The sequence below is a fragment of the Streptomyces sp. NPDC018000 genome, assembly GCF_044328025.1.
In the GTDB taxonomy this organism is placed as follows: Bacteria; Actinomycetota; Actinomycetes; order Streptomycetales; family Streptomycetaceae; genus Streptomyces.
In genome coordinates, this window is the sequence record NZ_JBIRGM010000004.1 from 329,523 (window position 1) to 350,010 (window position 20,488).

General features: G+C 70.7%; 16 protein-coding genes. 10 read left to right on the forward strand and 6 right to left on the reverse strand.

From position 1 onward, the window contains the following. Positions 1-11 precede the first annotated feature (11 nt). The 5 genes from ACH4EW_RS13165 (at position 12) to ACH4EW_RS13185 (ending at position 5,533) form a co-directional block, all read left to right on the forward strand. The gene (locus ACH4EW_RS13165) at positions 12-2,891 is read left to right on the forward strand and encodes a nitrate- and nitrite sensing domain-containing protein (protein WP_398255424.1); all 2,880 of its coding nucleotides are present in this window, start codon (positions 12-14) and stop codon (positions 2,889-2,891) included. After that, positions 2,888-3,325 carry a roadblock/LC7 domain-containing protein gene (locus ACH4EW_RS13170; RefSeq protein WP_398255426.1) on the forward strand — a complete coding sequence of 146 codons (438 nt, stop codon included), beginning with the start codon at positions 2,888-2,890 and terminating at the stop codon, positions 3,323-3,325. Before ACH4EW_RS13165 ends, ACH4EW_RS13170 begins: the two co-directional genes overlap by 4 nt. Continuing rightward, the gene (locus ACH4EW_RS13175) at positions 3,322-3,726 is read left to right on the forward strand and encodes a DUF742 domain-containing protein (RefSeq protein WP_398255429.1); all 405 of its coding nucleotides are present in this window, start codon (positions 3,322-3,324) and stop codon (positions 3,724-3,726) included. Before ACH4EW_RS13170 ends, ACH4EW_RS13175 begins: the two co-directional genes overlap by 4 nt. A gap of 6 nt (positions 3,727-3,732) precedes the next feature. Continuing rightward, positions 3,733-4,302: a GTP-binding protein gene (locus ACH4EW_RS13180; protein WP_398255431.1), complete on the forward strand. Its 570-nt coding sequence runs from the start codon at positions 3,733-3,735 to the stop codon at positions 4,300-4,302. Positions 4,303-4,399: 97 nt separating this feature from the next. Continuing rightward, positions 4,400-5,533 carry an FAD-dependent monooxygenase gene (locus tag ACH4EW_RS13185; RefSeq protein WP_398255434.1) on the forward strand — a complete coding sequence of 378 codons (1,134 nt, stop codon included), beginning with the start codon at positions 4,400-4,402 and terminating at the stop codon, positions 5,531-5,533. A gap of 172 nt (positions 5,534-5,705) precedes the next feature. Here ACH4EW_RS13185 and ACH4EW_RS13190 read toward each other — a convergent pair whose 3' ends face one another. Beyond that, on the reverse strand, positions 5,706-6,788 hold the full coding sequence (locus tag ACH4EW_RS13190; protein ID WP_398255436.1) for a LacI family DNA-binding transcriptional regulator: 1,083 nt from the start codon (positions 6,786-6,788) through the stop codon (positions 5,706-5,708). A 231-nt stretch (positions 6,789-7,019) separates the two neighbouring features. On the opposite strand from ACH4EW_RS13190, the gene ACH4EW_RS13195 reads away from it, so the two are divergent. From ACH4EW_RS13195 to add, 3 genes are all read left to right on the forward strand, one after another. Further along, positions 7,020-8,471, forward strand: coding sequence for a purine-cytosine permease family protein (locus ACH4EW_RS13195; protein WP_398255439.1), 1,452 nt, complete (start codon positions 7,020-7,022; stop codon positions 8,469-8,471). A gap of 61 nt (positions 8,472-8,532) precedes the next feature. Further along, a complete protein-coding gene (locus tag ACH4EW_RS13200) occupies positions 8,533-10,305 on the forward strand; it encodes an adenine deaminase C-terminal domain-containing protein (RefSeq protein WP_398255441.1) in 1,773 nt (590 codons plus the stop codon). Positions 10,306-10,328: 23 nt separating this feature from the next. Continuing rightward, positions 10,329-11,360, forward strand: coding sequence for an adenosine deaminase (gene add / locus ACH4EW_RS13205; RefSeq protein ID WP_398255444.1), 1,032 nt, complete (start codon positions 10,329-10,331; stop codon positions 11,358-11,360). Between the two features lie 162 nt (positions 11,361-11,522). Here add and ACH4EW_RS13210 read toward each other — a convergent pair whose 3' ends face one another. Both ACH4EW_RS13210 and ACH4EW_RS13215 read right to left on the reverse strand, forming a co-directional pair. Next, positions 11,523-11,924 carry a RidA family protein gene (locus ACH4EW_RS13210; protein ID WP_398255447.1) on the reverse strand — a complete coding sequence of 134 codons (402 nt, stop codon included), beginning with the start codon at positions 11,922-11,924 and terminating at the stop codon, positions 11,523-11,525. After that, a complete protein-coding gene (locus ACH4EW_RS13215; protein ID WP_398255450.1) occupies positions 11,921-13,048 on the reverse strand; it encodes an acyl-CoA dehydrogenase family protein in 1,128 nt (375 codons plus the stop codon). Before ACH4EW_RS13215 ends, ACH4EW_RS13210 begins: the two co-directional genes overlap by 4 nt. A gap of 328 nt (positions 13,049-13,376) precedes the next feature. Between ACH4EW_RS13215 and ACH4EW_RS13220 the strand changes: the two genes are divergently transcribed. Continuing rightward, complete coding sequence (locus tag ACH4EW_RS13220; protein WP_398255452.1) at positions 13,377-14,978, forward strand: AMP-binding protein; 1,602 nt, start codon at positions 13,377-13,379, stop codon at positions 14,976-14,978. Positions 14,979-15,023: 45 nt separating this feature from the next. Here the strand turns inward: ACH4EW_RS13220 and ACH4EW_RS13225 are convergent, their stop codons facing one another. Continuing rightward, complete coding sequence (locus ACH4EW_RS13225) at positions 15,024-17,348, reverse strand: bifunctional salicylyl-CoA 5-hydroxylase/oxidoreductase (protein ID WP_398256040.1); 2,325 nt, start codon at positions 17,346-17,348, stop codon at positions 15,024-15,026. A 52-nt stretch (positions 17,349-17,400) separates the two neighbouring features. After that, the gene (locus tag ACH4EW_RS13230) at positions 17,401-18,228 is read right to left on the reverse strand and encodes an enoyl-CoA hydratase family protein (protein WP_398255454.1); all 828 of its coding nucleotides are present in this window, start codon (positions 18,226-18,228) and stop codon (positions 17,401-17,403) included. A 226-nt stretch (positions 18,229-18,454) separates the two neighbouring features. Here ACH4EW_RS13230 and ACH4EW_RS13235 point away from each other — a divergent pair, with 226 nt between their 5' ends. Beyond that, a complete protein-coding gene (locus ACH4EW_RS13235) occupies positions 18,455-18,886 on the forward strand; it encodes an ATP-binding protein (protein ID WP_398255456.1) in 432 nt (143 codons plus the stop codon). A 31-nt stretch (positions 18,887-18,917) separates the two neighbouring features. On the opposite strand, the gene ACH4EW_RS13240 is transcribed toward ACH4EW_RS13235, so the two are convergent. Next, on the reverse strand, positions 18,918-20,360 hold the full coding sequence (locus ACH4EW_RS13240; protein WP_398255459.1) for an amino acid permease: 1,443 nt from the start codon (positions 20,358-20,360) through the stop codon (positions 18,918-18,920). Positions 20,361-20,488: the final 128 nt, after the last annotated feature.

Genomic DNA, 20,488 nt, shown 5'->3' on the forward strand with positions numbered 1-20,488 from the left:
CGAAGTTCTCAATGGATTTGACCAGTCGTGAGGCTGGCATCATCGTCAAGGAGCACGCTCTGCGCACGCGCGCCTCACGGCGGACCGAATCGACCACGATGTCGCTGCGGACGGCCCTGCTCGTACTCGCCATCATTCCCGGCGTCGCTCTGGCCGCCCTCTGGGCCGTCGCCAGTGGTCAGACCCTGCTGGACTTCCAACGAATGGCAGCCCAGGGACAGTTGGCCGAGAAGGCAGGCCAGCCGTCCAACATCGTGTACTACAACCTGCAGGAGGAGCGCCGGCTCAGCGCCGAGGCGCTCGCCCGGCACAAGGGAGCCACCGATGCGCTGGAGCGGCAGCGCAGGCTGACCGATGACGCGGTCAAGACTTTCCAGTCGCTCTCCGACATATCGGCCGACAACGCCCCCGCCGAGGTCCGTGACGCGGTCGACAAGGCCCGCGAGGCGATGAACCAACTGCCCGCCCAGCGCGCCCTCGTCGACGAGGGCGGCAGCGATCAGCAGAAGGTCGTGTACGGCTACTACACGGACCTGATCACGGTGGACCTGGAACTCTTCACCGCGCTCAGCCATGTCGACGACGGCAGGATCACCACGCTCTCGCAGCCGCTGGTCGATCTGTTCTGGACCAAGGAGATGATCTCCCGTTCGGATGCCCTGCTGGCGCGCGGCTGGCCCGAGGGAAAGCTGAGCACCGAGGAACTGAAGCAGGTCCGGGAGGCTGTTTCCGGCCAGTCGCTCCAGTACTCCACCAAGGTCGTCCCCTATCTGCCGCCGGACGAGAAGGCCATGTGGGAGCAGATCACCCACAGTTCGGCCTGGAAGACCAAGACGCGGGTGGAGAACCAGGTGCTGCGCCCGGCCGATGCCGACGCCTCCGGGTTTGTCGCCATCGACGCCAAGGAGAAGACCTGGCGCGGCGCGATGGACGAACTCGATCCCCAGATCGAGAAGCTGCTGGAGCACCGCACCACCCTCGTGATCGATGAGGCCAAGAGCCATGTGATGTCGCTCCTGCTCAGAACGGTGCTGACCACGGTGATCGGCCTGGTGGCCGTGATCGCGGTCATCTGGACCACCTGGCGCCTCACCCGTAACCTCCGCCGCCGGATCGGCAGCCTGCAGGAGCGGGCCGAGGAACTGGAGAAGGCCCTGCCCGATGTCGTCGAGCGGCTGGGACAGGGCGAGCGCATCGATGTCGAGGCCGAGGCCCGCGCCATCGAGCACGACAGCAAGGGCAGCAAGGGCAGCAAGACCGACGAGCTGACCCAGCTCGGCGACGCGCTCAACCTGGCGCGCACCAGTGCGCTTACGGCAGCCGTCAAACAGGCCGACCAGCACCGGGGCTTCGAGCGGCTGCTCCAGCGCATCGCGCGCCGTACCCAGCAGTTGATCGGCCAGCAGCTGAAGAAGCTGGACGAGATGGAGCGCAAGCACGAGGACCCCGAGGTGCTGGACGGTCTCTTCGACCTCGACCACCTCACCGCCCGACTGCGGCGGTACGAGGAGAACCTGGTGATTCTCGCGGGCGGTACCCCGCACCGGCGCTGGCGCAAGCCGGTTCCGCTGCTGGACGTGATGCGTTCCGCCCAGGGCGAGGTGCAGGACTACCGGCGTGTGGTGCTGGATCTCGACGGCAGCCCCTGGCTGTCGGAGCGAGCCGTCGGCCCGGTCTCCCATGTGCTGGCCGAGCTCATCGAGAACGCGCTCAGCTTCTCCCGGCCGCCGAGCCCGGTCGAGGTCAGGGCCGCCAGAGTGAGCCGCGGTCTGGTCATCGAGGTCGAGGACCGGGGCCTGGGGATGGAGGAGGACCAGCTGGCCGCGGCCAATGAGCTGATGGTCCGGCCGCCCCGGATGGACGTGCTGGCCCACACCGACGACATCCGTCTGGGTCTGTATGTGATCGCACGGCTCGCGAACCAGCACGACCTGCGGGTGGAGTTCCGTACCTCGGCGTACGGCGGTACGCGGGTGGTCGTGCTCGTCCCCGACGAACTCACCGTCTCCGAGCCGCAGTCCGGCCCGGTCGGCGTGCCCTCCCCCACTGCCGCGCCCACCGCCCCCGAGCCGGCCCCCGCGTCCGGTGACGCACTGCCCACCCGCGTGCAGGGCCAGGCACTGGCCGGAGTCACCGCGCTGAACACGGCCGGCGCGCCCGGCACCGCCGCCGAGCAGCCGTACACGGTGACCGAACAGCCCTACTCGGCACCGGAGCAGGAACAGCAGCCGTACCAGGCGTCCGAGAACGCGTTCACGGGCGGCCGTGGAGAGCCCCACCCGGCGCCGGAGAACACGGTCCCGGCGCAGGACATGCCGTACGGGGCGCCCGCCGGCCCGTACGCCGCACCGGCTGCGCCGTACACCGCGCACGAGGCCCCGTACGGCGCGACCGAGCAGCCCTACATGACGGCCGCCGGCCAGTACCCCGTGGACCAGCCGCCGTATGCAACGCCCGAGGGGCCGTACCCGTCCCCGCAGCAGCCGTACGGGACTCCGTACCCTTCCACCGGCATCGGGGCGGACCGTCCCGCACAGCTGCCGGTCTCCGTGCCCGACCACCCGGCGCCGCCGGAGCCGGACGCCGTCCGTGCGGACGGCGGGCCCGACCGGCCCGCCCCGCTCGCGCCCGGTGCGGAGCCCCCGCTGCCGCGCCGGGTACGGCAGGCCAGCCTGGTGGACGAGCTGCGGACCGGCCCGGCTGCCCCGTCCGCCGCACCCAAGCCGCAGAGCAGGTCCGAGAACCCGCTGCTGCGACCGGCCCCGCGCCGTGCCGGAGCCGCGATCGGAGCCTTCCAGCGACGGTCCCGCGCAGCCCGCGCGGCCGACGAACCGCCGACGCAGCCCGCACCGCCCGCCACCCCCCTCCCTACGAGAGAAGATCGGTCATGACACGCACAACCGCCACTCACCAGGATCTCGACTGGCTGCTCGACGGCCTGGTGGACTCGGTGGCCGAGACCCGGAACGCCGTCCTGCTCTCCGACGACGGTCTGGTGGTGAGCCATTCGCGCACCATCGAGCGTCCCGACGCCGAGCGACTGGCCGCCATCTGCACCGGCCAGCAGAGCCTGGCCCGCGGTGTCGGTCAGCTTTTCGACGGCGGCGGCGTGCACCAGGTGATCGTCGAGCTGGCGGACCTCTGGCTCTTCATCATCTCGGCCGCCCAGGGCACCCACCTGGCCGTGATCGCCTCCCAGGAAGTGGATGCCGAGATCATGTCGCTCGCCATGCACAACCTCGTACAGCAGGTCGGCCAGAAGCTCGGCACCCCGGCCCGCAGTGAGTTCGACGCCTTCGGCACCGGGGACGGGCAGCGCACGTGACCCCGTACTGGGAGGAGGAGGCCGAGGAGGACGGGGCGCACACGATGGTGCGCCCGTACACCATCACCCACGGCCGGACCGCTCCCGAGCGGGACGACTTCACCCTCATCACCGTGCTCACGACCGCGCAGGACCCACGGGACGAGCACGGTGCGCCGATCCTGCCGGGGAGGCTCCAGCCTGAGCACCGGCTGATCCTGGAGCGCTGCCACCGCCCGACCGCGGTCGCCGAGGTCTCGTCCGGCCTCGGCCTCCCGGTGTCGGTGACCAAGATCCTGCTGGCCGACCTCGTCGCCCAGGGCCTGCTGCTGGCCCGTGCCCCGCTCTCGGTGGCGCGGGTGGCCGGCGGGACCGACATGGGCATGCTGGCCGCCGTTCGTGACGGACTCCGGAGACTCTGAATCAAAATGACAAGCAGTCAGGCGGCCCCCGCCGCCGTCAAGATCCTCATCGCCGGAGGTTTCGGCGTCGGCAAGACCACCATGGTGGGCGCGGTCAGCGAGGTCGCCCCGCTGCGCACCGAGGAGTACCTGACCACGGCCAGCGTCGGCGTCGACGACCTGGCCGGTGTCGGCCAGAAGGAAACGACCACCGTGGCCCTGGACTTCGGCCGGATCACGGTCAGTCCCGAGCTCGTGGTCTATCTCTTCGGCACCCCCGGCCAGGAACGCTTCTGGTTCATGTGGAACGACCTGGTCAACGGGGCGCTCGGCGGTGTCGTGATCGCCGACACCCGCAGGCTGGAGACGAGTTTCGCCTCGATCGACTTCTTCGAGAGCCGGGACATCCCGTTCGTGGTCGCGATCAACTGCTTCCACGGCCACAACACCCGTACGCCGGACGAGATCAGGGCCGCTCTCGACCTCGATCCGCATGTTCCACTGCTGGTCGGCGACGTCCGTGAGCGGCCGTTCGGCCGGGACGTGCTCCTGGCCCTGGTGGACCACCTGATGAGCCTGCCCGTCGCGGCCGGCTGACCGTTCGTTCCCCCCTGGACCGGCCGGCGCATGGGGACCGGGAGACGCCCCCCATGTGCCGACCGGTCCTATTCTTCTCGCTCTGGAGAAACCTGAGATGGCATCACCCCTGCGCGTCCTGATTCACGGCGGCGGCATCGGCGGGCTCACCCTCGCCACCGCGCTGGCCCGACGCGGCCACACCGTCGAGGTCGCCGAGCTCCGCGACGAGCTGGAGGCCCTCGGCGTCGGCATCATCCAGCCGTCCAACGCCCTCCATGTCATGCGGGAGATCGGCGTTCTCGACGACTGCCTCAAGGCAGGCTTCGAGTGGGAGATCCTGACCATCGCCGACCCTGCGGGCAACACGCTCGCCGAGATACCGCAGCCGCGGATGGGCGACGCCCCCTCCAACAACGGCATCCCGCGCCCCGCCCTGGCCCGGGTGCTGAACGCCGCAGCCGTCGCCGCCGGGGCCGTGATCCGCTTCGGCACCACCATCACCGAACTGGCCGACGACGGCTCGGGCGTGGACGTCACCCTCTCCGACGGCTCCACCGGCCGCTGGGACCTGGTGGTCGGCTTCGACGGCATCGGTTCGCCGCTGCGCACCCGGCTGTACGGGGACCGTTACGCCCCCGAGTACACCGGCTTCGCCAACTGGCGGGTGACGGTGCCCAGGCAGCCCGGGGTGCGGGGGGTGGTGATGGGCACCGCGGGCAAGGAGGCCAAGGCGCTGCTCACCCCGATCACCGATGAACTGATGTACCTGGGTGCGGTGTTCGCGGAGCCCGAGGACTTCCGGCCGGACCCCGAGCGGGCCCATGAGCAGCTCACGGAGCGGCTTGCGATGTTCTCCGGGCCGGTCGCCGAGGCGCTGGCCGCCGTCACCGACCCGGCGGCGGTGGTGTACTCGCGGATCTCCCAGGTGACGGTCGAGGAACCGTGGCACGTGGGCCGCGTGGTGCTGGCCGGTGACGCGGCGCACGCCTCCACCCCGCACATCGCGCAGGGTGCGGCGATGGCCGTCGAGGACGCGCTGGTGCTCGCCGAGTCGCTGGACGCCGAGGCCGGTGTCACCGCGGCCCTCGAAGCGTGGGAGGCGCGCCGTCGCCCCCGGGCCATGTGGGTGCAGGCCATGTCGCGTGCGGTGCTCAAGCAGGAGACGGGCACCGAGACCACGCCCGAGGAGGACGAGCTGCTGAAGGTCGGCATCGCGGGCGCGGGGCATGAACTGGTGAAGCCCTACTGATCCGCGCCGGTCCGCGCGTTGCCGGGCGGGCGAGTAGCACCGTCGGCGCGACCGAGGACGAAGACGTCTGACGGACGCCCGGCAATCCGGCATGCGCTGCCCGACCACGCCGGAGCGGGCGGGCCGACTGGCACGCCGCTCCCGCGTACATCCTCCGTTGCGCCGAGCGCCCTCAGCGCTCGGCCGCCGGCCGGGTGGAGGCGCGCGGCAGCAGCTTGGCCGGGACGAGACGGTGTTCGGGCTTGGTTCCGGCCGGAGGCGGCCGTCGTATCACGTCGATCAGCAGCTCGGCCGCCTGTCTGCCGATCTCCTCGGGTGCCAGGTCGAGCGCGGTCAGCTCCGGGCGCGCGCTGCGTGCGAACTCTCCGTCGGCACCCACCACGATCTGTACGTCGTCGGGGACGCCGAGGCCGAGCTCGCGGCAGACGGCGAGGGTGGCGAAGCCGAACTTCTCCATCACGACGTACAGGGCGTCGGGCCGGTCGGGGCGGCTGAGCAGGCGGTGCGCGGCGGCGGTGGAGTCGGTTCCGGACTCGGCCCGGTCCATCAGCACGGGGCGGCCGGTACGGTCGCACCAGTCGAGGTAGGCGTCGGCCGCGTCCTCGTCGTAGGACTGGCCGGTCGAACCGGTCAGCAGCCCGATGCGGCGGGCGCCGGTGGCGGCGAGATGTTCGAGGGCGGCGACGGCACAGGTGGACAGCTCGTTGTCGACCCAGGGGAAGGCGTCCTTGCGGGACAGGTCGCGGCCGGTGGTGACGACGGGAACCCCCATGCCGGAGAGACGGCTCAGCAGCGGATCCCGGGTGAGCGGGTCGATGACGATGGTGCCGTCCAGCGGCAACGAGTCGAAGGGGCGCCCGTCCAGCGACGGCGGGACGAGTACGAGGGAGTAGTCGTGCGCCATCGCCGTCCAGGTCGCCGCGTTCACGATCTTCACGAAGTACTCGATGTCGGTGATGCCGCCCTCGACGGCGGTGCGGTGTGTCAGGCCGAGCAGCCCGGTACGGGCGCCGCGCAGCCCACGCGCGTTGGGATTGGCGCGGTAGCCGATCTCCGCGGCGACGGCGAGAACCCGCTCGCGGGTCCCGGCACCGACCCGGCCGACCCCGTTGAGCGCGTGCGAGGCGGTCGTGACGGAGACACCGGCCCGGCGGGCGACCTCGCGCAGCCCGCCCCCCCTGCGCGCACCCGGCGTACGGGAACCGGCACGTGCTTCCCGAGGCGTGCCGCCCGTCGGCTCTGTGACGTCTGACATGCCGGTGAGCTTACCGGTTGACTGCCAAAACGTTTAGGCAGTAGCGTCCGCTTCAGGTTGCCAAAACGTTTGGGCAACGCCTTCGCGGATACCCCGGGCGCGCCCTGCCGGCTGCCAACCCCTCGCACACCGTCGTGCACCCCTTGTTCCGGCTTCGCCGGACCTCCCCGTACATCCCCCGTCCCGTCCCTCCTGGCCGGGACGCGAGTCCGCAAAGGACGCCTGCCGACCATGGCCGAGGCCACCACCGCCGCCCCGCCCGGATCCACCCCGTCCACCGCGTCCAGCGCCTCCGTCTTCACGGTCGAGCAGCGCGGCATCGACGCCGTACCCGCCGAGGAGCGCCAGGGCGGGCCGACCCGGCTCCTCGGGCTCTGGGCCGGGACCAACACCACCGTCTTCACGGTCGTCTACGGAGCGCTCGTCGTCTCCTTCGGCCTGTCCTTCTGGTACGCGGTCGCGCTGATCGTCGCCGGCAACGTGCTGGGCTTCGCCGTCACCGGTCTGACCAGCCTCCAGGGCCCGCGCACCGGCACCTCCACACACTCGATCTCGCGGGCCGCCTTCGGTCCGCGCGGCGGGAAGCTCCCGGCGCTGCTGGGCTGGGTGATGCTCGTCGGTTTCGAGGCGGGGGGCATGGTGCTGATCGTGCTCGCCGGGCTCGCGCTGCTCGACCAGGCCGGAATCACCACCGATACACCCGTGAAGCTGCTGGTCATCGCCGTTGCCGCGGGTCTGCAGATGCTGCTGCCGTTGGCCGGATACCACCTGATCATGAAGGTGCAGAAGTACTTCGCCTGGATCTTTGCCGCGATGTTCGCGGTGATGGCGTTCCTCGTCTTCCCCCAGGCGGACTTCGGCACCCACGGCGAGGCGCCCTCCCTCGTCACCGTCTCCCTGGTCCTCGCCATGGTCACCGCCTCGGGCGGCCTGTCCTGGGCCGGCATGGGCAGCGACTACTCGCGCTACCTGCCCGCCGACTCCGCGCCCCGCAAGGTGTTCGCGTGCGCCGCGCTCGGCGGCATGGTGCCCAACATCCTGCTCCAGGTCCTCGGCGCTGCCGTCGCCACCGCGACCACCAATGCCACGGACCCGATCTCCGGTCTGCCGGAGATCCTGCCCAGCTGGTTCAGCACGCCGTACCTGCTGCTCGCGATCGTTTCGCTGCTCGCCGTGAACACCACCGACATGTACTCCTCCGGCCTGAACCTGCTGGCCGTCGGCCTGCCGATCAAGCGCTGGATGGTCGTCTTCATCGACCTGTCGCTGTGCACCGGCATCACGCTGTGGGCGGTTTTCTCCGCCGACTTCTACACCCTGCTGTCGAATTTCCTGAGCCTGATCGTGCTCTGGCTCGGCCCGTGGGCCGCCGTCTACCTGACCGACTGGGCGCTGCGCCGGGGCCGCTACGACGTGCCGTCGCTGTTCCCCGAGGAGACCGGCCGCCGGGGCATCTACTGGCACCGGGGCGGCGTCCGCCCGGCCGGTCTGCTCGCGGTACTGCTCGGCCTCGCCGCCGCCGTGCTCTGGGTCAACTCCACCGTGTTCGTCGGCCCGCTGTCCCGCGCCGCCGGCGGCCTGGACCTCTCGGTGTTCGCCGGGGCCCTCGTCGCCGGGGTCTCCTACTGGCTGCTCGCCCGCCGCGCCGTGCGGGCCGAGGCCGAGCTGACCTCCGACGCCTGATCCGTCCCGCTTCCCTCTCCGCCCCGTCTCCGTCCTCGTACCACCTTCTGGAGCCAACCTCATGAACCAGCCCAGCCTCCGCGCACTCATCGATGCCTCCGAGGGCGTCGTCAAGGCCGATCGCGTCATCAGGGGAGGACAGCTCGTCAACGTCTGTACCGGCGAGATCTACCCGGCCGATGTCGCCATCACGGGCGACCGGATCGCCGCGACCGGTGACGTCTCGGCGTACGAGGGCCCGGACACCGAGATCGTCGGCGCGACCGGCAAGTACCTGACGCCGGGGCTCATCGACGGACACCTGCACCTGGAGTGCTCGAAGCTGTCGGTGACGATGTTCGCCGACGCCGCCGTCCGGTACGGCACCACCTCGGTCGTCTCCGGGCTCGACCAGTTCCTCGTCGTGGCCGGTCTGAACGGGGTGCGCGAGGCGCTGCGCGAGGCGGACGCCAGCCCGATGAAGATCTTCTGGGGGGCGCCGTTCAAGACGCCGTACACGCTGCCCGAGACCACGGTCGGCTTCTCCTTCGGGCCCGACGAGCACGCCGAGACACAGGACTGGGCGGACTGCTTCGGCGTTTGGGAGACCGTCGCCGAGTTCGTCCTCAACCGCGACGAGAAGGTGCTGCGCGCCCTCGAACTCGCCCACCGCAACCGTCTGCCGATCTTCGGCTGCGCGCCCATGGCCGCGACGACCACGATCAACGCGCTCTCGGCCGCGGGCGTCCGGCTCGACCACGAGAGCTACACCGCCGAGGAGGCACTGGAGAAGCTGCGCGCGGGCATGTCGCTGCTGATCCGTGAGTCGTCGGTGGCGCACTTCATGAACGAGAACGTGCGCACCGTCACCGAGTTCGGTGCCCAGTCGCGGCGCGTCGGCTTCTGCACGGACGACATGCACGTCGCCGACATCCTGCGCGAGGGCCACCTCGACAAGCTGGTGCGCATGGCGATCAGGGCGGGCGTGCGGCCGGTCGAGGCGATCCAGATGGCAACGCTCAACTGCGCGGAGATGTACCGCATCGACCACCTCGTCGGGTCGATCACGCCGGGCCGCTACGCGGACGTGCTGATCGTCGATTCCCCCGAGTCGTTCCAGGTGGAGCGGGTGTTCGCGCGCGGCAGGCTGGTCGCGCGGGACGGCCGGACCGTCGAGGCCCCGCAGGCCCCCGAGCGCTCCGCCGCCCTCTCGCCGGCCTTTCAGGTCGCCCCGCTCACCGAGGGCTCGATCGGTGTTCCGGCCGAGGGCGACGAGGCCCGCGTCCTGGTCGTCGAGATGGACCGCACCGTGCCGTTCGTGCGCAAGGGCGTGGACATGGCCCTGCCGGTCGTGGACGGCACGGTCCGCGCCGACCTCGCACAGGACGCCCTGTACGTCACGGTTTCCGAACGCTACGGAAAGAACGGCGGCGGCACCGTCACCGCGATGATCAACGGGTTCGGCCTGCGCTCCGGCGCGATAGCCTCCTCCGCCGCACCCGACGACAACAACATCGTCTGCGTCGGCGCCGACCGCGCCGACATGGCCCTCGCCGTGAATCACCTGGCGGAGCACGGCGGCGGTCAGGTCGTCGTGGACGGTGGCGAGATCAAGGAGTTCCTGCCGCTGCCGGTGGCCGGTATCGTCGCCGACCTCACCCCTGAGGAGATGGCAGCCGCGGAGGACCGTCTGGAGGCCGCCGCCCGTGTGCTCGGCTGCGAACTTCCTTCCGCCTTCGGCTACCTGATCTTCCTGGAGATCACCGCCATCCCCGAGTACGCCATCACCGACCTGGGCGTCGTCAGCCACCACACCCAGGACGTCGTCGACATCCTGAACCCCGCCGCCAACTGACCGAGCCAGTCGAGGAGTTCACCATGACCAACGCCCCCGCCCCCGTGGACGCGTTCATCGCCGGCCTGCCCAAGTGCGAGCTGCACCTGCACATCGAGGGCACCCTCGAACCCAGCCTGAAGTTCGCGCTGGCGCAGCGCAACGGCATCGACCTGCCCTACGCCGACGAGGCAGCGCTGCGCGCCGCGTACGACTTCCACGACCTGCCCGGCTTCCTCTCCGTCTACTACGAGGGGATGTCCGTGCTCCGCGCCGAGCAGGACTTCTATGACCTCGCGGCGGCCTACGCGGCCAAGGCGCACTCCCAGAACGTGCGGTACGCGGAGATCTTCTTCGACCCGCAGGCGCACACAGCGCGTGGCGTCGCCTTCGACACCGTCGTCCGCGGTCTGACCCGTGCCCTCGACGACGCCGAGCGCGCCACCGGTTTCAAGGGCCGCCTCGTGATGTGTTTCCTGCGCGACTTCCAGGCCGAGTTCGCGATGGCCACGCTGCTGCAGGCGCTCCCCTACAAGGAGTGGATCACCGGCGTCGGTCTGGACTCGGACGAGGCGGGCAACCCGCCCGTGAAGTTCCGCGAGGTATTCGCCCGGGCACGCGCCGAGGGGTTCCGCCTGACGATGCACTGCGACGTCGACCAGAAGAACTCGACGGAGCACATCCGCCAGGTCATCGAGGAGATCGGCGTCGACCGCATCGATCACGGGGTGAACGCTCTGGAGGACCCGTCCCTGATCGAGCGGATCCGCGAGCGCGGCCTCGGCCTGACGGTGTGTCCGATCTCCAATGCGCATGTCACCGATGGCATGAAGGCCGACGAGATCCGGGCCCTGCTCGACCAGGACGTGAAGGTGACGGTCAACTCCGACGACCCGGCGTACTTCCCGGGCTATGTCGCGGAGAACCTGGCCGCCCTGCGTGAGCCCGCTGCGCTCTCCGACGCCGACCTGGTGCGCCTCCAGCGCAACGCGATCGAGATCTCCTGGGCGGCGCCCGCCACGCGCGAGGAGTTCCTCGCGGAGCTGACGGCATACGCGAAGGGCGGCGCAGCCTGACCTCTCTCCGGCGGCGCGAACGCCGGTGAACTCGCCCTCGACGGCGAGCACGCGCACCGTTCGGGTGCTCAGCCACGGGCGCCCGGGCGGTGCCATGCCGCGCCATCCGTCGGCAGGTGTCCACTCGGGCCGGCCGTCGCCCTGGACCGCGGACCGGCGCGTTCACGGCAGTACCGCCACCCCGTCGATCTCGACCAGCGCCTGCTCGTCCCAGAGCCTCGCCACGCCGATGACCGCCATCGCCGGATAGTCGCGGCCGGCCGACTGCCGCCAGATCCGGCCGAGTTCTGCGGCATGGGCCCGGTAGTCGGCCACGTCGGTGGCGTACACCGTGACCCTGGCCAGGTCCGCCGGGGAGCCGCCCGCCGCGCGCAGGGCGGTGAGCAGATTGGTGAGCGCCGTCGCGAACTGCTCGGGCAGGCCGGCCCCGACGACCTTGCCGTCCTGGTCGAGGGCGGTCTGCCCGGCCAGGAAGATCAGCCGGCCGCCGGTGGCCGTGACGGCGTGCGAGAAGCCCGCGGGCGGCGACAGTTCGGCGGGGTTGATCCGGTGGACCGGACTCATGCGGACGCCTCCCGGTTCGTGTACAGCTCCTTGGCGATGATCGTGCGCTGGACCTCGCTGGCGCCCTCGTAGATCCGTGGGGCGCGGACCTCCCGGTAGAGGTGTTCGAGGAGGTGGCCGCGGCGCAGGGCGCGGGCGCCGTGCAGTTGGACGGCCGTGTCGACGACGTACTGCGCGGTCTCGGTGGCGTACAGCTTCGCCATGGCCGCGCGGCGCGGTACGCCGGGCTCGCCCGCGTCGTACGCGGCGGCGGCCGCGTACACCAGGAGCCGTGCGGCCTCGGTACGGGTGGCCATCTCGGCGACCTGGTGGGAGACGGCCTGAAGGTCCTTCAGCGGGCCGCCGAACGCGGTGCGTCGGGCGGTGTGCGCCACCGTGGCGTCGAGGGCGGCGCGGGCCATCCCGACGGCGAACGCGCCGACGCTGGGGCGGAACAGGTTGAGGGTGTCCATGGCGACCCGGAAGCCGCGGTCCGGTTCGCCGAGCACATCGTCGGGGGTGACCGGGACGCCGTCGAAGACCAGGGAACCGATGGGGTGCGGCGAGAGCATGTCGAGGGCGGTACCGGTCAGTCCGGGGCGGTCTGCGGGCACCAGGAACGCGGTGACGCCACGGGATCCGGCGCCCTGGGTCGTACGGGCGAAGACGGTGTAGAAGTCGGCTTCGGGCGCGTTGGAGATCCAGCACTTCTCGCCGGTCAGCCGCCAGCCGCCGGGGGCGTGTTCGGCGTTGAGGGCGAGGGCCGCCGCGTCGGAGCCCGCGCCCGGTTCGCTGAGTGCGAAGGCGGCGACGGCGCGGCCCGCGCGCACCTCGGGGAGCCAGCGTTCGCGGTGGGCCGGGGTTCCCGCCCGGACCACGGGATGGGTGCCGAGGCCCTGGAGGGCCAGTGCGGTCTCGGCCTCCGTGCAGCCGCGGGCCAGGGACTCGCGGAGCAGGCAGAGGTCGAGGGCGCCGGAGTTCAGCAGCCGGCCGAGGAGGCCCGACTCACCGAGTGCGGCGATCAGGGGGCGGTTGACGTGGCCCGGGTCGCCCTTCTCGGCGAGGGGGCGCAGTTGCTGCTCGGCAAGGACTCTCAGCTCCTCACACCAGGCGGTTTGTGCCGGATCGAGCGAGAATGCCGTCATACCGGCGCCTCTCTTGTCGGTGTCCGACGCGCCCGCGCGGGCGCGTCCCGTCTTCTCGTCTTAGACCGACCGGCAGATGGGGTGCGGCGTCGCGGGGCCGGGCACGCACATCTGCCGCGTTGTCGTCAATCACCATGGCTCCTTCCCCAAGCTCTCGGCTGCGCTCGAGCAGGGGAGACCCCATCTGCCTCAATCCTCCGCCTTGCAGCTGCACGCACCCAGCCCCGCTCCTTCTCCCACCCCCCATGTGCCGGTCGGTCTTATCGCGGACCGTTGACTACCGTCACCCAAACGATACGCTCCAGAGGCGACAAGGGGGCGATCCGTGATGGACCCGAAGACCTCAGCGCACCTCGACACCTTCGCCAGGGAGCACCTGCCACCCCCGGACCAGTGGCCGGAACTGCTCTTCGACCTGCCCGAACTGCACTATCCGGCCCGCCTCAACTGCGCGGCCGAACTGCTGGACCGCACGGTCGCCCGCTTCGGCCCCGGCCGGCCCGCCTTCCGTACCCCTGACGGCGGAGTCTGGAGCTACGGCGAGCTGCGGGACCAGGTGGACCGGATCGCCCATGTCCTCACCTCCGGTCTGGGCGTCGTCCCCGGCAACCGCGTTCTGCTGCGCGGCCCCACCACACCCCATCTGGCCGCGTGCTGGCTCGCGGTGCTGAAGGCGGGCGCGATCGCCGTCACGGTGCTGGCCCAGCAGCGGTCCGCCGAGCTCGCCACCATCTGCTCGATCGCCCGGGTGAGCCACGCGCTGTGCGACATCCGGGCGATCGACGACCTGGTGAAGGCGCAGGTGCCGGGGCTGCGCATCACGGCGTACGGAGGTGACGCCCCGGACGATCTGCTGCATCTGGCCGAGGCCAGGCCGGGGCCGTACCGCCCCGTGGACACGGCGGCGGACGATGTCGCGCTGATCGCGTTCACCTCGGGCACCACCGGACGCCCCAAGGGCTGTATGCACTTCCACCGGGATGTGCTCGCCGTCGCCGACACATTCTCGCGCCATGTCCTGCGCCCGACGTCCGACGATGTGTTCGCGGGCAGTCCGCCGCTCGGCTTCACCTTCGGGCTCGGCGGTCTGGTGATCTTCCCGCTGCGGGCCGGTGCCAGTGCCCTGCTGCTCGAACAGGCCGGCCCGACGCAACTGCTGCCCGCGCTCGCCGCCCACCGTGTCTCGGTGCTGTTCACCGCGCCGACCGCCTACCGCGTGATGCTCGACCACATCGACAAGCACGATCTGACCGCGCTGCGGCGCTGTGTCTCGGCCGGCGAGAACCTTCCGGCCGCCACCTGGCGGTCCTGGTACGAGCGGACGGGCCTGCGCATCATCAACGGCATCGGCGCCACCGAGCTGCTGCACATCTTCATCTCCGCCGCCGACGACGCGATCCGCCCCGGCACCACCGGAGTTCCCGTGCCCGGCTGGCAGGCCCGGGTGCTGGACCGCGCGGGCAGGCAGGTGCCGGACGGGGAGCCCGGTCTCCTCGCCGTACGCGGTCCGGTCGGCTGCCGCTATCTCGCCGACGAACGCCAGCGGGACTACGTGGCGCACGGCTGGAATCTCACCGGCGACACCTACGTGCGCGACACGGATGGCTACTTCCGTTACGTCGCCCGCGCCGACGACATGATCATTTCCTCCGGCTACAACATCGCGGGCCCCGAGGTCGAGGACGCGCTGCTGCGCCACCCCGCGGTGGCCGAGGCCGCGGTGGTGGGCCGGGCCGACGAGCTGCGAGGCCAGACAGTGGCGGCGTACGTGGTACTGCGCGAGGGTGCGGAACTGTCGGCCGAGGAGCTGCGCACGTACATGAAGAGCGAACTGGCTCCGCACAAGTGCCCGCGCGACATCGAGTTCCTGCCCGCACTCCCCCGGACCGCCACCGGGAAGCTGCAGCGTTTCCGGCTGCGGGAGGACTGACCCGGGAATGGGCCGGTGGCGCGGGGCGGACGGCGAGGCGAACGCTCACCCCAGGGTGAGCCGGGGCTTCGGTGCGTCCGTGCGGCCCGTCGGCGGGGTGCGGCTGCCCGCGCGGTACGGAAGCGGCCAGGGTGCGCCCGGTCCGCTGTAGCCCTGTTCGGCCGCTGCGTGCAGCGTCCAGTGCGGGTCGTAGAGATGCGGGCGGGCCAGGGCGCAGAGGTCGGCCCGGCCCGCGAGAAGCAGTGAATTGACGTCGTCCCAGGAGGAGATCGCACCGACCGCGATGACGGGCACGCACAACGTGTTGCGGATGCGGTCCGCGTACGGGGTCTGGTAGGAGCGGCCGTACTCGGGGCGCTCGTCGGGGACCACCTGACCGGTGGAGACGTCGATGGCATCGGCACCGTGGGCGACGAAGGCGCGGGCGATCTCCACGGCGTCCTCGGCCGTGGTGCCGCCTTCGGCCCAGTCCGTGGCGGAGATACGGACGGTCATGGGGCGGTCGTCGGGCCAGTCGGCGCGGACCGCGTCGAAGACTTCCAGGGGGAAGCGGAGCCGGTTTCCCAACGACCCGCCGTACTCGTCGGTGCGGTGGTTGGTGAGGGGCGAGAGGAAGCCGGACAGCAGATAGCCGTGGGCGCAGTGGAGTTCCAGCAGGTCGAAGCCGCAGCGGTCGGCGCGCCGGGCCGCCGATACGAACTGCTCGCGCACGGCGTCGAGACCGGCCCGGTCCAGGGCGTGCGGGACCTGGTTGACGCCGTCGGCGTACGGGATCGGGGAGGCGGCGGTGAGCGGCCAGTTGCCGTGGTCGAGGGGCTGGTCGATGCCCTCCCACATCAGTTTGGTGGAGCCCTTGCGCCCGGAGTGGCCGAGTTGGACGCCGATGGCCGTACCGGGTGCGCTCGCATGGACGAATTCGGTGATCCGGGTCCAGGCGGCGGCCTGTTCGGGGGTGTAGAGGCCGGTGCAGCCGGGGGTGATACGCCCTTCGGCGCTGACGCACACCATCTCCGTCATGACAAGCCCTGCGCCGCCGAGTGCGCGTGCCCCCAGGTGGACGAGGTGGAAGTCGCCGGGGACGCCGTCGACGGCCGAGTACATGTCCATGGCCGAGACGACGACGCGGTTGCGGAGTTCGAGACCGCGCAGCCGCAGCGGGGTGAACATCGGCGGGGTGCCGGGGGCACAGCCGAATTCCTCCTCGACGGCGGCGGTGAAGGAGGCGTCGCGCAGCCGCAGATTGTCGTGGGTGACGCGGCGGCTGCGGGTGAGGAGGTTGAAGGCGAACTGGCGGGGCGGCTGGTCGACGTACGTGCCGAGCTCCTCGAACCAGCGCAGGCTGGCCGCGGCGGCCCGCTGGGTCGACTCGACGACCGGCCGGCGCTCGGCCTCGTAAGCGGACAGCGCACCGGCCAGATCGGGCTGTTCCTCGATGCAGGCGGCGAGCGCGAGGGCGTCCTCGACGGCGAGTTTGGTGCCGGAGCCGATGGAGAAGTGCGCGGTGTGGGCGGCGTCGCCGATGAGGACCGTGTTGCCGTGCGACCAGCGCGCGTTGACGACGGTACGGAAGGAGAGCCAGGCGGAGTTGTTGGAGCGCAGCGGCCGGCCGCCGAGCGCGTCGGTGAAGATCTTCGCGCAGCGCAGGGTCGAGTGCTCCACGTCGCAGGTGTCGAATCCGGCGGCCCGCCAGACCTCCTCGCGCATCTCGATGATGACGGTGGAGGCGTCGGCCGAGAAGGGGTAGCCGTGGAGCTGCATCACCCCGTACGCGGTCTCGGCGATCTCGAAGCGGAAGGCGTTGAAGGCGAAGTCGGCGGCGAGCCAGATGTAGCGGCAGCGGTGGGTGGTGAGACGGGGGCCGAAGGTGTCGGCGTGAGCGGCACGGGTGAGGCTGTGCACACCGTCGGCGGCGATCACCAGGTCGTACGCGGCGGACAGCTCGGCGGCCGGCGGGGCCTCGGTCCGGAAGCGGAACCGTACGCCGAGGGAGGCGCAGCGTTCGTGCAGGATCTCCAGGAGCCTGCGCCGGCCCAGCGCCGCGAAGCCGTGGCCGCCGGAGGTCTGGGTCACGCCGCGGTGGACGATGTCGATGTCGTCCCACCGTACGAATTCGGCCTGGAGTGCCCGGTGGACGACGGGGTCGGCGTGCTCGATGCCGCCGAGCGTCTCGTCGGAGAGGACGACGCCGAAGCCGAAGGTGTCGTCGGGGGCATTGCGCTCCCAGACGGTGATGTCGCGTTCCGGGTCGAGCCGCTTGAGCAGGGCCGCGGCGTAGAGCCCGCCGGGGCCGCCGCCGATGACCGCGATCCGCTTCACACCGGTCCGCTGCGTACCGGGGGCCGTCGCGCCGGTCCGATTCGCACCGGGCATCATCCCGGCGGAGGGCCCGGTTCCGGTCACGCTCGTGTCGGGCGGCATCGCGCTACCGGCCTTGCCACTTCGGTGGCCGCTTCTCGGTGAAGGCGGCGTGGAATTCGGCGTAGTCGTCGCCGTGCATCAGCAGGGCCTGGGTCGCGGCGTCCATCTCGACCGCGGCGGCGAGCGGCATGTCGAGTTCGGCGGTGAGCAGCGCCTTGGTCTGGGCGAGGGCGAGGGCGGGTCCGTCGGCGAGGCGGCGGGCGAGCGCTGCCGCGCGCACATCCGCCTGGCCCTCTTCGGTCAGCTCGCTGATCAGTCCGATCCGCTCCGCTTCGGGTGCGCGGACCGGTTCGCCGAGCATCAGCAGCCGGGTGGCATGGCCGAGGCCGACGACGCGCGGCAGCAGATAGGCGGCGCCCATGTCGCCGCCGGAGAGGCCCACCTTGGTGAACAGGAAGGCGAAGCGTGCGGACGGGTCGGCGATCCGGAAGTCGGCTGCCAGGGCAAGAACCGCACCAGCACCTGCGGCCACGCCGTGTACGGCGGCGATGACGGGGAAGGGGGTTTCACGTAGGGCCCGCACCACCTGCCCGGTCATGCGGTTGAAATCGAGGAGCTGGGCGGTGTCCATGGCGAGTGTCGCGCCGATGATGTCGTCGACATCTCCGCCGGAGCAGAATCCGCGGCCCTCCCCCGCGAGCACCAGAGCCCGCACGGCGCGTTCGCGGGACAGTTCGGCAAGCAGGTCGCGCAGGTCGGCGTAGGCGCCGAAGGTGAGCGCGTTGAGTTTCTCGGGCCGGGCGAGGGTGACGGTGGCAACTCCGTCATCCGTCGTCAGCCGCAGATGACGCCAGTCATCCGTACGGGGGGCGGAGCTGGGAAACGGGCTCATGGAGGGGGCTCCCCTTCAGCCGTCGGGCTGCTACCTGCAACCGAACTTATCACTCGCACGTGACTGCCGTCACGGGCACGCAATAAGCGGAGCGTGAGAGCGTGGTGCCGAACGTCCCCCTCATATCGGCCAACAGACCCTTGTCCGCATCATTTCACCTCATAAGGTTGAAATTCGTAAGTATCGACCTCCAGATTGTTCACGACCTCCGGAACGGAACCATGCCGTGCTCTCCGATGTCCCCCTCCCCGCCTCCTGGCGGATTGCCCTGCCGCATTCGACGGCGGCCGTACCGGTGGCCCGCGCCCTGATCCGTACGGCACTCGCGGACATCGAGGCCCCGGCCGATTCCGACACTGCCGAGCTCCTCACTGCCGAACTGGTCGCCAACGCCGTGGAGCACACCCGCAGCGATGAGCCCATCGAGCTGGTGGTGGAGCTCCTGCCGAGCGGCTGGCAGGTGGAGGTGCACGACCGCGATCCGGTCCCGCCGGGCGATCTCTCCCATCCGGAGCCCGGCAGCGCGCCGGACCCCTGGCAGGAACACGGCCGGGGTCTGCTGCTGATCCGTACGCTCAGCTCGTCCTGCGGTCACCGCACGACGGAACACGGCAAGGCGGTGTGGTTCACCCTGCCCTCCCGTACGCCTCAGCGCTGACCGGACACCTCGGCACCGGCCGACCGCTCCCTCATCGGCCGGCTTCGGCAGCGGCCAGCCGGGAGCGGCTGCGGCCGTAGAAGGCATACACCGCCGCGCCGGCGATCAGGAAGACGGCGAACTGCACCCAGGCCGCCCGGCCCGTCCCGTACATCAGATAGAGGCAGAAGGCGACGCCCAGGAGCGGGCTCAGCGGGTAGAGCGGCACCCGGAACGAGCCCGCCACCTCAGGGTTGCGGCGGCGCAGCACGATCACCGCGATGTTCACCGCGACCATGATGGCCAGCGTGCCGATGGTCGTCAGGTTCACCACCACGTCGAGCGACGAGAAGGCTGCCGGGATCGCGAAGACGACGGCCACTATCCAGGTGTTGGCGACCGGCGTCGCCGTCCGCGGCGAGACCCGCTCGAAGACCCGGGGGATCAGACCGTCGCGGGACATCGACATCAGGATGCGGGTCTGCCCGTACATCGCCGTGAGCACAACGGATGCGATCGCGACGACCGCTCCGAAGGCGATGATTCCACCGCCGACGGTCGAGCCAGTGACCTGGTCGACGACGATCGAAAGGGCGGCCGGCTTGTCGGCGACGGCCTCCGGGCCGAGGGCACCGATGGCCGCGAGCGCGACGGCGCAGTAGAGCAGGGTGACCAGGCCGATGCAGACCATGATCGCGATCGGGATGTTCCGCCGCGGGTTCTTGACCTCTTCGCCCGCGGTGGTGATGGCGTCGAAGCCGATGTACGAGAAGAACGCCAGCGACGCACCGGCGGTCACCCCGCCCACCCCGTGGGCGGCGAACGGCGTGAGATTCCCGTGCTCGAAGGCCGTGAACGCGATGACGCAGAAAACGATCAGAATGGCGATCTTGAGGACCGCCATCGCGGTGGTGGCCCCCGCGCTTTCCCGGACGCCGCGCACCAGCAGGGTGGCGGCCATCATGACCACCAGGACCGCGGGCAGATTGATCACTCCGCCGTCGCCGGGCCCCGCCGAGAGCGCCGCGGGCAGCTGCCAGCCGAACAGACTGGACAGCAGCTCATTGACGTACTGGCTCCAGCCGACGGCGACCGCGGAGACCGAGACTCCGTACTCCAGCAGCAGACACCAGCCGACGAGGAACGCGATGCGTTCACCGAGGGTCGCGTAGGCAAAGGAGTACGAGCTGCCGGACACCGGGATCGCGCTGCCCAGCTCGGCGAAGGAGAACGCGGTGAAGATGCAGGTGATCGCGGCGAGCACGAAGGACAGCACGACCGCGGGGCCCGCTTCGGCGACGCTGTCGGAGAGGCCGACGAAGATGCCGGTGCCGACGACGGCGCCGACACCGAAGCACACCAGCTGGAAGAGTCCCATGGTGCGCTTGAGGCCGTGCCCCTCCAGGTCGGCGCCGGACTCGGCGATCAGCTGGTGAGGGTTCTTGATGCGCGGCCCCGAGGGGTGCGGGGAGCTCGGCGGACGTAGCGGACTCACGGGGATGGTCTCTTCTCTGGTGAAGCACGTGGGGGGTGTGCACCCGGGGCACGTAGGGGAGCTCCGGGCTCTGGTGACCCATGAAAATGGGGTTCGAGCGTGCGAGCTCGAACCCCACCAGGAGACAA

What these genes read in the sequence shown, in the direction of transcription:
- ACH4EW_RS13210 (WP_398255447.1), bottom strand. Translation starts at nt 11,924, where the DNA reads ATGAGTCCGGTCCACCGGATCAACCCCGCCGAACTGTCGCCGCCCGCG.
- add (WP_398255444.1), top strand. Translation starts at nt 10,329, where the DNA reads ATGACCAACGCCCCCGCCCCCGTGGACGCGTTCATCGCCGGCCTGCCC.
- ACH4EW_RS13200 (WP_398255441.1), top strand. Translation starts at nt 8,533, where the DNA reads ATGAACCAGCCCAGCCTCCGCGCACTCATCGATGCCTCCGAGGGCGTC.
- ACH4EW_RS13180 (WP_398255431.1), top strand. Translation starts at nt 3,733, where the DNA reads ATGACAAGCAGTCAGGCGGCCCCCGCCGCCGTCAAGATCCTCATCGCC.
- ACH4EW_RS13215 (WP_398255450.1), bottom strand. Translation starts at nt 13,048, where the DNA reads ATGACGGCATTCTCGCTCGATCCGGCACAAACCGCCTGGTGTGAGGAG.
- ACH4EW_RS13170 (WP_398255426.1), top strand. Translation starts at nt 2,888, where the DNA reads ATGACACGCACAACCGCCACTCACCAGGATCTCGACTGGCTGCTCGAC.
- ACH4EW_RS13220 (WP_398255452.1), top strand. Translation starts at nt 13,377, where the DNA reads ATGGACCCGAAGACCTCAGCGCACCTCGACACCTTCGCCAGGGAGCAC.
- ACH4EW_RS13195 (WP_398255439.1), top strand. Translation starts at nt 7,020, where the DNA reads ATGGCCGAGGCCACCACCGCCGCCCCGCCCGGATCCACCCCGTCCACC.
- ACH4EW_RS13165 (WP_398255424.1), top strand. Translation starts at nt 12, where the DNA reads ATGGATTTGACCAGTCGTGAGGCTGGCATCATCGTCAAGGAGCACGCT.
- ACH4EW_RS13185 (WP_398255434.1), top strand. Translation starts at nt 4,400, where the DNA reads ATGGCATCACCCCTGCGCGTCCTGATTCACGGCGGCGGCATCGGCGGG.
- ACH4EW_RS13190 (WP_398255436.1), bottom strand. Translation starts at nt 6,788, where the DNA reads ATGTCAGACGTCACAGAGCCGACGGGCGGCACGCCTCGGGAAGCACGT.
- ACH4EW_RS13225 (WP_398256040.1), bottom strand. Translation starts at nt 17,348, where the DNA reads ATGCCCGGTGCGAATCGGACCGGCGCGACGGCCCCCGGTACGCAGCGG.
- ACH4EW_RS13230 (WP_398255454.1), bottom strand. Translation starts at nt 18,228, where the DNA reads ATGAGCCCGTTTCCCAGCTCCGCCCCCCGTACGGATGACTGGCGTCAT.